General features: G+C 61.6%; 12 protein-coding genes. 8 read left to right on the forward strand and 4 right to left on the reverse strand.

The annotated features are described in order from the left end of the window. Nucleotides 1-32: 32 nt before the first annotated feature. The 8 genes from ACA067_RS15485 (at nt 33) to ACA067_RS15520 (ending at nt 8,891) form a co-directional block, all read left to right on the forward strand. Nucleotides 33-857 carry an ABC transporter substrate-binding protein gene (locus tag ACA067_RS15485; RefSeq protein WP_497462565.1) on the forward strand — a complete coding sequence of 275 codons (825 nt, stop codon included), beginning with the start codon at nt 33-35 and terminating at the stop codon, nt 855-857. 291 nt (nt 858-1,148) lie between these two features. Beyond that, a complete protein-coding gene (locus tag ACA067_RS15490; RefSeq protein ID WP_497462566.1) occupies nt 1,149-1,997 on the forward strand; it encodes a polysaccharide deacetylase family protein in 849 nt (282 codons plus the stop codon). Continuing rightward, entirely contained in the window at nt 1,990-2,877 is an 888-nt protein-coding gene (locus ACA067_RS15495) for a polysaccharide deacetylase family protein (RefSeq protein WP_497462567.1), read from the forward strand. Before ACA067_RS15490 ends, ACA067_RS15495 begins: the two co-directional genes overlap by 8 nt. Beyond that, nucleotides 2,874-4,331: an MmgE/PrpD family protein gene (locus ACA067_RS15500; RefSeq protein WP_497462568.1), complete on the forward strand. Its 1,458-nt coding sequence runs from the start codon at nt 2,874-2,876 to the stop codon at nt 4,329-4,331. Before ACA067_RS15495 ends, ACA067_RS15500 begins: the two co-directional genes overlap by 4 nt. A 16-nt stretch (nt 4,332-4,347) precedes the next feature. Next, nucleotides 4,348-5,526, forward strand: a complete 1,179-nt coding sequence (locus ACA067_RS15505; RefSeq protein ID WP_497462569.1) for an MFS transporter — start codon at nt 4,348-4,350, stop codon at nt 5,524-5,526. Nucleotides 5,527-5,685: 159 nt separating this feature from the next. Continuing rightward, nucleotides 5,686-6,393, forward strand: a complete 708-nt coding sequence (locus ACA067_RS15510; RefSeq protein WP_497462570.1) for an HPP family protein — start codon at nt 5,686-5,688, stop codon at nt 6,391-6,393. A gap of 236 nt (nt 6,394-6,629) precedes the next feature. After that, on the forward strand, nt 6,630-7,736 hold the full coding sequence (locus ACA067_RS15515) for an enoyl-CoA hydratase/isomerase family protein (RefSeq protein WP_497462571.1): 1,107 nt from the start codon (nt 6,630-6,632) through the stop codon (nt 7,734-7,736). 3 nt (nt 7,737-7,739) lie between these two features. Then, nucleotides 7,740-8,891, forward strand: coding sequence for an acyl-CoA dehydrogenase family protein (locus ACA067_RS15520; RefSeq protein ID WP_497462572.1), 1,152 nt, complete (start codon nt 7,740-7,742; stop codon nt 8,889-8,891). Nucleotides 8,892-9,041: 150 nt separating this feature from the next. On the opposite strand, the gene ACA067_RS15525 is transcribed toward ACA067_RS15520, so the two are convergent. The 4 genes from ACA067_RS15525 to ACA067_RS15540 form a co-directional block, all read right to left on the reverse strand. After that, nucleotides 9,042-9,815 (reverse strand): enoyl-CoA hydratase, encoded by a 774-nt coding sequence (locus ACA067_RS15525; RefSeq protein WP_497462573.1) that lies wholly within the window; start codon nt 9,813-9,815, stop codon nt 9,042-9,044. A 151-nt stretch (nt 9,816-9,966) separates the two neighbouring features. Further along, nucleotides 9,967-11,094, reverse strand: a complete 1,128-nt coding sequence (locus tag ACA067_RS15530; protein WP_497462574.1) for an acyl-CoA dehydrogenase — start codon at nt 11,092-11,094, stop codon at nt 9,967-9,969. Nucleotides 11,095-11,266: 172 nt separating this feature from the next. Beyond that, nucleotides 11,267-12,460, reverse strand: a complete 1,194-nt coding sequence (locus ACA067_RS15535; RefSeq protein WP_497462575.1) for an acetyl-CoA C-acyltransferase — start codon at nt 12,458-12,460, stop codon at nt 11,267-11,269. Between the two features lie 12 nt (nt 12,461-12,472). Continuing rightward, nucleotides 12,473-13,234: an SDR family NAD(P)-dependent oxidoreductase gene (locus ACA067_RS15540; protein ID WP_150766352.1), complete on the reverse strand. Its 762-nt coding sequence runs from the start codon at nt 13,232-13,234 to the stop codon at nt 12,473-12,475. Between the last annotated feature and the right edge of the window lie 2 nt (nt 13,235-13,236).

Below are 13,236 nucleotides of genomic sequence, written 5' to 3' on the forward strand. Positions count from 1 at the left end.
GAGCCGCTCACAACACTCATAAGAGAACGACCATGAAGAACATAGTTATCCCAGCAGTACTCGCAGGCGTCATGGCTTCAGGCTTCACCTTCGCCGCCGAGCTACCGGCCAGCATCAAAGAGAAAGGCGAGGTCGTGGTAGCGATCATGCCGAACTACCCGCCGATGGACTTCAAGGACCCGGCCACCAATACCCTCACCGGTCTCGACGTTGACCTGGGCAACGCCCTGGCCGAGCGCCTGGGCGTGAAGATCAAATGGCAGGAAACCGGCTTCGAGCAAATGATCAACGCCCTGACCACCGACCGCGTGGACATGGTGATGTCGGGCATGACCGACACTGCCGAACGCCAGGCCAGTGTGACCTTCGTCGACTACTTCACCAGTGGGCCGCAGTTCTACACCTTGCAGAAAAACAAGGACACCAACGAGATCATCGACCTGTGCGGCAAGAAGGTCGGCACCAGCCGTCGCACGACCTTTCCGGCGGAGATCGCCGAATGGAGCAAGGCCAATTGCGAAGCCGCCGGCAAGCCTGCGATCAATGTGATCGGCACCGAAGGCTCGGCCGACGCCCGTGCGCAACTGCGCCAGAGCCGCATCGATGCGGCGATGCAGGGCAGCGAGACCTTGTCGTACCTCAAGACTCAGGAAAAGGACATGTACAAGACCGTGGGCCTGCCGATCTCCGCGCAGTTCACCGGATTGGGCGTGAGCAAGAAAAAGCCTGAGCTCAGTGAAGCGGTGAAGGTGGCGTTGCAGAGCATGATTGATGACGGTACCTACCAGGCGATTCTGAAAAAGTGGGACCTGGAATTGGGCGCGATCAAGACGGTGACCATCAACGCCGGCAAATAATACCCGCCCTGTAGGAGCTGGCTTGCCAGCGAAGGGGCCGCATCAGTCGACATCAATGTTGAATGACACACAGCCTTCGCCGGCAAGCCGGTCTCGCTCCCACAATGGTCTGGGTCGACCACAGTTTCGTGGCCGACCGATAAACCTGTAGGAGCTGGCTTGCCAGCGAAGAGGCCGTATCAGGCGACATCATTGTTGAATGACCCACCGCTTTCGCTGGCAAGCCAGCTCCTACAAGGGTTCCCGGTTGATCACAGGTATTGCGATTCCCACAAATAATGGAGCGCTGTGATGTCCTCCTCGCCACAACCCACCTGGCCCGACCAGCACAAAGCCTGCCTCGCCCTGGCCTTCGACCTCGATGGCCCCACCGGCGATGCGATGCTCAATGGCTCGATCTGGCGCAAGCCCGAATACTTCGGTTTCGGTGGTTACGGCCCCTATCGGGCGCTGCCGCGGATCCTCGACCTGCTCGACGAGTTCCGGATCCCGACGACGTTCTTCGTCCCGGCCTGGGTCGTGGAAAACTGGCCAAGACAGTGCCAGGCCATTGTCGAGCGCGGGCATGAGGTGGCCTACCACGGCTACAAACACGAATCCTTTTACGCCCTGACGCTGGAGCAGCAAAAGGACGTGATGAGAAAATCCCGCGAAGTGTTCTGGCAACACCTGAATATCCGCGCCGAAGGTTTCCGCACCCCGTCCGGGGATTGGCGAGCCGAGACACCGGCGATGCTGGTCGAGGCCGGCGTGACCTACTCCAGCAGCATGCGCGGTGATGACCGGCCGTACCTGGTCAAGGTGCCGGGCTTTGACACGCCGCTGGTGGAAATCCCCGGTCGCTGGGAAATGGACGACTACGCCTCCATCGCCTATACGCGAGCTCCAGACTTTCCTTCCGGCCTGGACCGCACCGCCAGCTACGAGCTGACGCTGGACAACTGGTGCCGCGAATACGACGGCGCGATGAACGAAGGCCTGTGCCTGACCACCCTGTTCCACCCCAAGATCACCGGCAAACCAGGACGCATCCTGCTGCTGGAAAAACTCTTCGAACACATGCGCCAGCGCGACGACGTCTGGTTCGCTACCTGCCGCGATGTCGCCCGGTGGTGGCTGAAGGAGCATCACCATGGCTGATTCCACTGTATGGCCCGACGGCTATCGCTGCGCCATGGTACTGACCGTCGATTACAACGATATCCACGGCATTCTCACCCAGGCCCCGGAAGTCGCCGGGCGCGACAAGACGCTATCGGTCTGGCGTTATGGCACCCAGCGTGGTGTCGATCGTTTGCTCGGTTTGTTCGCCGAACTGGGGGTTTCCAGCAGTTGGTTTGTTCCCGGCATCGTCGCCGAGGAAAACCCGGAACACATTCGGGCCATCCAGGCGGGCGGCCACGAGATTGCCTGCGCCGGCTATCGCCATCAACACTACGACACGCTGGACCTGGCAGCGCAGAGCACCGAGATCGCCAAGGGTTGCGAGGCGTTGGCTGCGCTGACCGGCCAGCGGTCGACGGGGTTTCGCATCCCGGCCGGCAATGGCGCGCCGGGTTTCATCGAGGCGTTGAAAGACCATGGCATACGTTGGTCGTCGTCATGGCGTGGCGATGACTTGCCATTCGCACATCCGACCGCGCCCGAAGTCATCGAGCTGCCACTGCACTACGAACTGGAAGACGAACCCTACTTCGCCTTCAACCTCAGCCCCGCCGTGCCACCGGCGCAATCGCGGATCGCGTCTTACAGCCACACCCTGGGCAACCTGCAAATGGACTTCGCCGGGTTTCACCGGTTTGGTTTGTGTTATGTGCTGCGGCTGCACCCGGAGATCATTGCGACGCCCGGGCGGATTGGCGTGCTGCGCGAGTTGCTTGAGGGGATTCAACAGCACGATGACGTGTGGATTGCCACGGGCGCCGAAGTCGCCCGGTGGTGGGCCGATTCGGCGGCACCGGTGACCGAGGATCATCCCGCTTCCGTGTATGAGCGGCATTACCGGGATTACCTGCTATGACAGAGCGCATGCAGCGACTGGCGCAGTTCTGCGTCGATACCCGCTTCGAGGACTTGCCGCCAGCATTGGTGACGCAAGCGAAACGGCACATTCTCGATACCTTCGGCGCGACGCTGGCCGGGGCTGGTAGCGATGTGGCGCAGCAGGCGCGTCAGGTGTTCGCCGATGAAAGGGGCGACACGCCGGTCTGGGGCACTGAGCTGCGGGTCGGTGCCGCCCAGGCGGCGGTGCTCAATGGTGTTGCCGCTCATGCGCTGGAACTCGACGACACCGGCGGTTGCGATCACTCTGGCGCGGTAGTGCTGCCGGCGGTCATGGCCGCTGTGTCGATGCAGAGGGAACCGGTCAACGGTCGCGAGTTGATTACCGCGATTGTGATTGGCTACGAAGTCGGCCGCCGGGTGCTGGAAGCCTGTGGTGGTTACTCGGCGCACAACGGCGCCGGCTGGCATTCCACCGCGACCTGCGGGGTGTTCGGTGCGGCGGCGGCCAGTGCGCGGATTCTCGGATTGAATGCCGGGCAAACCGTGTCGGCACTGGGCATCGCGGGCAGTTTCAGCGGAGGGTTGTGGGCCTTCATCCACGACGGTTCGCAGAGTAAAAAGTTGCACAGCGGTCGCGCTGCCGAAGGTGGATTGCTGGCGGCGCGGTTTGCCCAACAAGGCATCACCGGGCCGAAAAAATTGTTCGAGGATGTCTGGGGCGGGTTTCTCAGAACCCTGGCCGGCGTGACTTCAGACCCTGACGCGCTCGATGCCGAGCTCGGTGTCGTGTGGAAACTCGCCCGCTGCTCGATCAAGCCTTACGCCGCGTGCCGGGGGACTCATTCGGCAATTGATGCGTTGGGCCTGTTACTGGATCAGCTCAACATCGGCGTGGATCAGGTCGAGGACGTCGAGGTTTCGCTGTGCGGGTTTCTTCGCGACATGTGCGGTGGTCAGGATGTCAGCACGCTGGCGGCGGCGCAGATGAGCCTGCCGTATGCTCTCGCGGCGCGGCTGGTGCATGGTCATTGCCGGCTGGAGGCTTATGACGATGCCCAACGGGGCGATCCGCGGATTGCGCAGTGGATGGCCCGCATCCGTCTTGTAGTGGACGCCCGACTGTCAGAGGATGGCGAGCCTGTTGTCAGCGTGCAGACTGTGGATGGTCGGCGGGCAAGCCTTTGTGTCGATCCACCGCTGGGGGCGCCGGGTAATCCGTTGAGTGATGCGGCGCTGGAGGAGAAGTTCTTCAGTCTGGCGATGCGGATGATGCCGCGGCGGCAAGCGGCAGAACTGCTTGAACAATTGTGGCGAATTGAAGAATTGGAATCTATCGAGGCACTGATCATTCCCACGCTCCGCGTGGGAATGCAGCCCGGGACGCTCCGCGTCCCAAGAGCGGACGCAGAGCGTCCGGTGAGGCATTCCCACGCAGAGCGTGGGAACGATCAGTCAGAGTTCATTCAATAAGGATATTTGCACCACCGTGGCCACTTACTCACTCGTTATCCGCCGGTTGATGATCGTTTCGCTGACCATCGTCGTCAGCCGCGCCATCACCAGCCCGTTGCTCACGCTGTTCCTGAGCAACAAACTCGGTCTCAACCAACAGGACGTCGGTCTGTTGCTGGGCATTGCGGTGTTCATCGCCACCCTGCTCGCGCTCTACGGCGGATACATCATCGACCGTCTCGAAAAGCGCCGGCTGCTGATCCTTGCCATGCTCTCCAGCGCCATCGGCTTCGTGCTGCTGACCTTCGCCGACAACCTCTACCTGACCACCGCCACTCTGGTGATCACCGAAACCGCCTCGGCACTGTTCTTGATCGGCTCGAAGGCGATCCTCAGCGAAAACCTGCCCATGGGCCAGCGCGCCAAGGCGTTTTCCCTGCGTTACACCTTGACCAACATCGGCTACGCCACCGGCCCGATGTTGGGCGTGGTGATTGCCGGCGTGTATCCGATTGCACCGTTCCTGATCGCCGGGGGTATCGCGTTCTTCAGTATTTTCCTGATGATCGGAATACCGAAGGACTCGGCCCTGGCCCCCGCAATCGGCCAACCCCAGAGTTTCCTCAAGACCCTGGTCACCCTGAAAAACGACCGCACGCTGATCATGTTCACCTGCGGCTGCCTGCTCAGTACCGTGGTCCACGGCCGCTTCACGTTGTACCTGTCGCAATACCTGCTGGTGACCCAGGATTCCAAGCGTGCCCTGGAAACCATGGCCGCCCTGCTCGCCTGCAACGCCGTCAGCGTGATCCTGCTGCAATACCAGATCGGCCGTTTCCTCAAGCGCGAACAATTGCGCTACTGGATCGCCGGCGGTACCAGCCTGTTCATCGTCGGATTGATCGGTTTCAGCCTGGCTGACAGCCTGGTCAGCTGGTGCGTAGCGATGTTCATCTTCACCCTCGGTGAAATGATCATCTATCCCGCCGAATTCCTCTTCGTCGATACCCTGGCGCCAGAGGAACTGCGCGGCAGTTACTATGGCGCACAGAACCTCGCAGCCCTGGGCGGGGCCCTGAGTCCGGTGATCTGCGGTTACCTGCTGTTGCACTCCCCTGCGCCTACCATGTTCTATGCCTTGAGCGCGCTGACTGCCATGGGTGGTTTCCTGTGTTTCATGAGTGGGCGTCGGGTCGCCATACTTCAGAAATAATGAATTAAAGCTTCATTAATATGAATTTGTCAGCATCAGGATTGAACGGCACACTGTGCCGGTTCTTCCCCCAATAGTTGGAACACCTTCAAGGGCTTTCTGGGTATCCCAGCTAAGCCTTTTTTTTGCCTCGAGTTTTTTCTACGGATCCTGTGCCTCATGCTTGCTCGCTGGTTACCTGCTGCCATCAATACCCGTCCTTCCGAATGGAGCCGCGCCGCCATTGGCATGTCCCTGGGCACGATGTTCAGCGTCTGGCTTTGCAGCCAGGTATTCGGCATGCAAGTGGCGCAGCATCTGATCGGCCCGCTGGGTGCCTCGGCCGTGTTGCTGTTCGCCGTGTCCTCCGGCGCACTGGCCCAACCCTGGTCGATTCTTGGCGGGTATTTGAGCGCCGGGGTGGTCTCGTTGCTGGTCGCGCATGTACTCGGACGGACCCTTGGCAGCGCGTGCCTGGCAGCAGGCGTGGCGCTGATTCTGATGTGCTGGCTGCGCTGCCTGCACCCGCCTGCTGGAGCACTGGCGTTGCTGTTGGTGCTGGCGGACCCGGCGACCATCGCCCTGGACTGGAAAGCCCTCGGTCCGGTGCTGCTTAGCGCATCGACCATGCTGCTCAGCGCCCTGGCCTACAACAACCTGACACGCATCCGTTACCCCAAGCGTGCCAGCGAACCGGTTGCGGTGGTGCCGGCCGATCACCCGCCGATCGACAACCAGGCCATCACCGCCCAGGATCTCAAACTGGCCCTGGCGGAGATGGAGGCCTTCTTTGACGTTACCCCGGAAGATCTGGAACAACTGATCCATATCAGTGAGTTGCACGCCAAACGTCGCAGTATTGGTGAAGTTCTGAGCCAGATTTCCTGACGACACACATCCCTGTGGGAGCGAGCTTGCTCGCGATGAGGCCGTGTCAGTCACCATCGATATTGAATGACACATCGCCTTCGCGAGCAAGCTCGCTCCCACATGTAGGGTCATGCAAATATGCAGGGAGTACCTGCACATTTCCCGGTTGTACATCACAAATTTGCACTGGTACGATCCAGCATCGCTCGCGTGCGAGCTTGTCTATAAAGAACAATAAAAGCAGGGAGTTACTGATGACTGCTCAGGTTTCTTCTCCGGGGACTTCGTCCATGGATGCCACGCAAAACGAAGTGCTGGCCGAGGTTCGCAACCATATCGGTCACCTGACCCTCAATCGCCCCGCCGGCCTCAACGCCCTGACCCTGGACATGGTGCGCACTCTGCAGTGTCAGCTCGACGCCTGGGCGCAGGACCCGCAGGTGCATGCGGTGGTCTTGCGCGGTGCCGGCGAGAAGGCTTTCTGTGCCGGCGGCGATATTCGTTCGCTGTACGACAGCTTCAAAAACGGCGACACCCTGCACGAGGATTTCTTCGTCGAGGAATACGCCCTCGATCTGGCAATTCACCACTACCGCAAACCGGTCCTGGCCTTGATGGACGGGTTCGTCCTGGGGGGTGGCATGGGCCTGGTGCAAGGTGCAGACTTGCGGGTGGTCACCGAGAAAAGCCGCCTGGCGATGCCGGAAGTCGGGATCGGTTATTTCCCGGATGTCGGCGGCAGCCACTTCCTGTCGCGGGTTCCTGGTGAACTGGGCACCTACCTGGGCGTCAGCGGCGTGCAGATTCGCGCGGCCGACGCGCTCTATTGCGGCTTGGCCGACTGGTATCTGGACAGCAGCAAACTCGGCACCCTGGACGAGCAACTCGATCGGCTGCAATGGCACGACACGCCGCTCAAGGACCTGCAAGACCTGCTGGCAACACTCGCGGTGCAACAACTGCCCGACGCGCCACTGAGCGTATTGCGCCCGGCCATCGATCACTTCTTCGCCCTGCCCGATGTGCCGAGTATTGTTGAGCAACTGCGTGAAGTAACGGTCGCCGACAGTCATGAGTGGGCCGTGGCCACCGCCGACCTGCTGCAAAGCCGTTCACCGCTGGCCATGGGTGTGACCCTGGAAATGTTGCGCCGCGGTCGGCACCTGAGCCTGGAAGACTGCTTCGCCCTTGAGCTGCACCTGGACCGGCAGTGGTTCGAGCGCGGCGACCTGATCGAAGGCGTGCGCGCCTTGCTGATCGACAAAGACAAGAGCCCGCGCTGGAACCCGCCGACCTTGCAGGCGCTGGACGCCGGGCACGTCGCGAGTTTTTTCAGCGGGTTTGACCCAAGCTGGAGCTGAGCCATGCACGATATCGAATTGAGCGAAGAACAAGTCATGATCCGCGACATGGCCCGGGACTTTGCCCGCGGCGAAATCGCGCCCCACGCCCAGGCCTGGGAAAAGGCCGGCTGGATCGATGATGGCCTGGTGGCGAAAATGGGCGAACTGGGCCTGCTGGGCATGGTGGTGCCCGAGGAATGGGGCGGCACCTATGTCGACTACGTCGCGTATGCCCTGGCCGTGGAAGAGATTTCCGCTGGCGACGGTGCCACTGGTGCGCTGATGAGTATCCACAACTCCGTGGGTTGCGGGCCTGTCCTCAATTACGGCAGCGAAGAGCAGAAACAGACCTGGTTGCCGGACCTGGCCAGCGGCCAGGCCATCGGCTGCTTCTGCCTGACCGAACCCCAGGCGGGCTCCGAAGCGCACAACCTGCGTACTCGCGCCGAATTGCGCGATGGCCAGTGGGTGATCAACGGTGCCAAGCAATTCGTCAGCAACGGCAAACGGGCGAAACTGGCGATCGTGTTCGCGGTGACCGATCCGGATCTGGGCAAGCGCGGCATCTCGGCGTTCCTGGTACCCACGGACACGGCAGGTTTCATCGTCGATCGCACCGAACACAAGATGGGCATCCGCGCTTCCGATACCTGCGCGGTGACCCTGAGCAACTGCACGATCCCCGAAGCCAACCTGCTCGGCGAACGCGGCAAAGGCCTGGCCATCGCCCTGTCGAACCTCGAAGGCGGTCGCATCGGTATCGCGGCGCAGGCATTGGGGATTGCGCGTGCGGCGTTCGAAGCGGCGCTGGCCTATTCGCGGGATCGGGTCCAGTTCGACAAACCGATCATCGAGCACCAGAGCATCGCGAATATGCTGGCCGATATGCACACGCGCCTGAACGCGGCGCGGTTGCTGATCCTGCATGCCGCGCGCTTGCGAAGTGCCGGCAAGCCTTGCCTGTCGGAGGCTTCACAAGCCAAGCTGTTTGCCTCGGAAATGGCCGAGAAGGTCTGCTCGTCGGCGATGCAGATTCATGGCGGGTATGGGTATCTGGAGGATTACCCGGTGGAGCGTTACTACCGGGATGCGCGGATCACGCAGATTTATGAAGGGTCGAGCGAGATACAGCGGATGGTGATTGCCCGTGAACTGAAGCACTACTTGGTCTAAATGATCGCCGCAGAGTTGATCGTTCCCACGCTCCGCGTGGGAATGCCGCCCGGGGCGCTCCGCGTCCCTTCTCAAGCGTGACGCAGAGCGTCACAGGATGCGTTCCCACGCGGAGCGTGGGAACGATCGGTTACAGACGATCGGTTCGGGCTACTTCCCCTGAAACTCAGCCTCACGCTTGGCAATAAACGCCGCCATCCCTTCCTTCTGGTCCTGCGTCGCAAACGCCGCATGGAACACCCGACGCTCAAAGCGCACACCTTCCGACAGGCTCACTTCAAAGGCCCGGTTGACGCTTTCCTTGACCATCATCGCAATCGGCAACGACTTTTTGGCAATCAACGCCGCAACTTTCAGCGCTTCTTCCAGCAGTTCATCCGCCGGCACGATCCGCGCCACAATCCCGCAACGCTCTGCTTCCACCGCATCGATCAGGCGACCACTGAGGCACATTTCCATGGCCTTGGCCTTGCCCACGGCGCGGGTCAGGCGCTGGGTGCCGCCCATGCCCGGGAGCACGCCGAGGTTGATTTCCGGTTGACCGAACTTCGCGTTGTCACCCGCCAGGATAAAGTCGCACATCAACGCCAGCTCACAACCGCCGCCCAAGGCGAAACCGTTGACCGCGGCGATGATCGGCTTGCGGCGGTTGGCCACGCGGTCGCTGTCGCTGAACAGATCGTCGAGGTAGATCTGCGGATAGGTCAGTTCGGCCATTTCCTTGATGTCGGCACCGGCGGCGAAGGCTTTTTTCGAGCCGGTCAGCACGATGCAGCCGATATTCGAATCGGCCTCCAGGCCGTCGAGGGCGTGGTTCAGTTCGCTGACGATCTGCGCATTCAACGCGTTCAGCGCTTGCGGACGGTTGAGGGTGATCAGGCCCACGCGGCCACGGGTTTCCAGCAAAATCGTTTCGTAACTCATGTATGACTCCTAAGCATTGTAAAAGCCTTGCCCCCCGTAGGAGCTGCCGAAGGCTCGGGCCGCGTTCGGACGATCTTTTGATCTTGCTCTTAAAAAATAACATCAAAAGATCGCAGCCTCGTTTCACTCGACAGCTCCTACGGGGTTCCGTTTAAAGGTTGCGCGAAATGACCATGCGCTGAATATCGCTGGTGCCTTCGTAGATCTGGCAGACACGCACGTCGCGGTAGATCCGCTCCAAAGGGAAATCGTTCAAGTAACCGTAACCGCCAAGGGTTTGCAAGGCCGAGGAGCATACCTTCTCGGCCATTTCCGAGGCGAACAGCTTGGCCATTGACGCTTCGACCAAGGCCGGTTTGCCGCTGTCACGCAGCGCTGCAGCGTAATGCACCATCTGCCGGGCCACGGCGATCTGGGTGGCCATATCGGCCAGACGGAACGCTACGGCCTGGTGTTCAATGATCGGCTTGCCGAAGCTCTCACGCTCACGGGCGTAGTCACGGGCCGCTTCGAACGCGGCACGGGCCATGCCCACCGATTGCGAGGCGATGCCGACACGGCCGCCTTCGAGGTTGGCCAGAGCGATCCGGTACCCTTCGCCCTCCTCGCCCAACCGGTTGGCCAAAGGCACTTTCACGTCTTCGAACAGAATCTGGCACGTGTCGGAAGCGTGCTGACCCAGCTTGTCCTCGACCCGTGCGACTTTGTAGCCCGGCGAGTCGGTCGGCACGATGAACGCGCTGATACCCCGTTTGCCGGCGCCCGGATCAGTCACGGCGAAGACGATCACCACCCCGGCGTTTTGCCCCGAAGTGATGAACTGCTTGCAGCCGTTGAGCACGTAGTGGTCGCCGTTCAGTCGGGCGCGGGTTTTCAGGCCACTGGCATCGGAGCCGGCCTGGGGTTCGGTCAGGGCGAAGGCACCCAGCATCGCGCCGCTGGCCAGCGGTTTGAGGAAGCGCTCTTTCTGGTCGTCGTTGCCGTACTTGAGGATCGGCACACACCCCACCGAGTTGTGCACGCTCATGATGGTCGAGCAGGAACCGTCACCGGCGGCGATTTCCTCCAGGGCCATGGCGTAGGCCAGGTAACCGGTGTCGCAACCGCCCCACTCTTCCGGCACCAGCATGCCAAAGAAGCCCAGTTGCGCCATCTCGCCGATGGCGTCCTTGGGGAAGCGGTGTTCGCGGTCCCATTCGGCGGCGAACGGTTTCAGCCGTTCCTGGGCAAATTGCCGGGCCGCGTCGCTGATCTGAAGTTGTTCGTCATTGGGAATCATGCCAAGTCCTTAAAAACCGTTTGTACAAAATGCATGTTGAAACACTGGACCTGTGGGAGCGGCGGTGCGGCGATCCGACTTGCCCGCGATTGCAACCTGTCAGACGACATCATTGGCGTCTGGTAAACCGCCATCGCGGGCAAGCCCGCTCCCACAGGGATCGGTGGTAGCTTCAGTACAGGCATTCCACGGCCATGGCCGTCGCTTCACCGCCGCCGATGCAGATCGCTGCGACACCACGCTTCAGGCCTTTCTGGCGCAGGGCCGAGAGCAAGGTCACGAGGATCCGCGCACCGGACGCACCGATCGGGTGACCCAGGGCGCAAGCGCCGCCATGGATGTTGATCTTCTCGTGGGGTATTTCCAGTTTGGTCATGGTTACCAGACTGACGACGGCGAAGGCTTCGTTGACTTCCACCAGGTCGACTTCGTCCAGGGACCAGCCGGTTTTCTTCATCAGTTTCTTGATCGCGCCCACCGGAGCCACCGGGAACAGGCCCGGGGTATCGGCAAACGCGGCGTGGCCGTGAATCACCGCCAAGGGTTTCAGGCCGCGTTTCTCGGCTTCGGAACGGCGCATCAGCACCAGTGCCGCAGCGCCATCGGAGATCGAGCTGGAGTTCGCCGCGGTGACAGTGCCGCCGTCGCGGAACGCCGGTTTCAGCGAGGCGATCTTGTCCAGCTTGGCTTTCGGTGGCTGCTCGTCGTGACTGATCAGCACCTGCTCTTTGCCCACGGTCACGGTGAGCGGCACGATCTCGTCCTTGAAGCTGCCGTCCTTGATCGCCTGCTGTGCGCGAGTGGTCGAGGCAATGGCAAACGCGTCCTGAGCTTCACGGGTGAAACCGTTGGTTTCGGCGCAATCCTCGGCAAAGGTGCCCATCAAACGGCCTTTGTCGTAGGCGTCTTCCAGGCCGTCGAGGAACATGTGGTCGAGTACGCGGCCATGGCCCATGCGGTAACCGCTGCGCGCGCGGTCGAGCAAGTACGGCGCGTTGGACATGCTTTCCATGCCGCCGGCGACCACCACCTCGGCGCTGCCGGCAACCAGCATGTCATGCGCGAGAATGGCCGCTTCCATGCCCGAACCGCACATCTTGTTCAGGGTGGTGCAGCGGGTCGATTTATCCAGGCCGGCGCCGAGGGCGGCCTGACGTGCAGGCGCCTGGCCGAGGCCGGCGGGCAGCACGCAGCCAAACAGCACTTCTTCAACCGCATCCGGCGCAATACCGGCGCGTTCAACCGCGGCTTTGATCGCAGCAGCACCGAGTTGCGGTGCGGTCAGGCTTTTCAGATCGCCCTGGAACCCGCCCATCGGGGTGCGGACGGCGCTGACGATAACAATTGGATCGTTGGCAATAGTCATGACAAATCCTCTTTACTTGGCGGCCATGCGCAAGGCGCCGTCGAGACGGATCACCTCGCCATTGAGCATGCTGTTTTCAATGATATGCCTGACGAGGCCAGCATACTCGTCCGGTTTGCCCAGGCGCGGCGGAAACGGCACGCCGGCGGCGAGCGACGCGCGGACTTCCGGGGTCATGCCAGCCATCATCGGCGTTTCGAAAATCCCCGGCGCGATGGTCATCACGCGAATGCCGAAGCGCGCCAGTTCACGGGCGGCGGGCAAGGTCAGGCTGACGATCGCGCCTTTGGAGGCCGCGTAGGCTGCCTGGCCGATCTGGCCGTCGTACGCCGCTGCCGAGGCCGTATTGATGATCACCCCGCGCTCGCCATCGGCATCCGCTTCGGTCTCGGCAATCGCCGCCGCAGCAAGACGCAGCATGTTGAAGCTGCCGATCAGGTTGACGTTGATCACCTGGCTGAAATTGGCCAGCACGTGCGGGCCGGTCTTGCCGAGGATTTTCTCGCCACGCACGATGCCGGCGCAGTTGACCAGGCCATTGAGGCCACCGAACGCCTTAACCGTGGCCTGAACCGCGGCTTCGGCCGCTGCTTCGTTGCTGATATCGGCCACCACGCTTTGCGCGCCCAGACGTTGAGCCTGCGCGGCAACCGCCTCGGCGTTCATGTCCACCAGCATGACCTTGGCACCCGCCGCGACCAGCATTTCAGCAGTGGCAGCACCGAGACCGGACGCACCGCCGGTGACGAGAAAAACCTTGTTTGCGATCTGCATCA

The sequence above is a fragment of the Pseudomonas sp. LBUM1674 genome (assembly GCF_059695635.1).

Coding starts and splice junctions, on each gene's coding strand:
- ACA067_RS15515 (WP_497462571.1), top strand. CDS start 6,630: ATGACTGCTCAGGTTTCTTCTCCGGGGACTTCGTCCATGGATGCCACG.
- ACA067_RS15530 (WP_497462574.1), bottom strand. CDS start 11,094: ATGATTCCCAATGACGAACAACTTCAGATCAGCGACGCGGCCCGGCAA.
- ACA067_RS15490 (WP_497462566.1), top strand. CDS start 1,149: ATGTCCTCCTCGCCACAACCCACCTGGCCCGACCAGCACAAAGCCTGC.
- ACA067_RS15525 (WP_497462573.1), bottom strand. CDS start 9,815: ATGAGTTACGAAACGATTTTGCTGGAAACCCGTGGCCGCGTGGGCCTG.
- ACA067_RS15535 (WP_497462575.1), bottom strand. CDS start 12,460: ATGACTATTGCCAACGATCCAATTGTTATCGTCAGCGCCGTCCGCACC.
- ACA067_RS15510 (WP_497462570.1), top strand. CDS start 5,686: ATGCTTGCTCGCTGGTTACCTGCTGCCATCAATACCCGTCCTTCCGAA.
- ACA067_RS15520 (WP_497462572.1), top strand. CDS start 7,740: ATGCACGATATCGAATTGAGCGAAGAACAAGTCATGATCCGCGACATG.
- ACA067_RS15495 (WP_497462567.1), top strand. CDS start 1,990: ATGGCTGATTCCACTGTATGGCCCGACGGCTATCGCTGCGCCATGGTA.
- ACA067_RS15485 (WP_497462565.1), top strand. CDS start 33: ATGAAGAACATAGTTATCCCAGCAGTACTCGCAGGCGTCATGGCTTCA.
- ACA067_RS15540 (WP_150766352.1), bottom strand. CDS start 13,234: ATGCAGATCGCAAACAAGGTTTTTCTCGTCACCGGCGGTGCGTCCGGT.
- ACA067_RS15500 (WP_497462568.1), top strand. CDS start 2,874: ATGACAGAGCGCATGCAGCGACTGGCGCAGTTCTGCGTCGATACCCGC.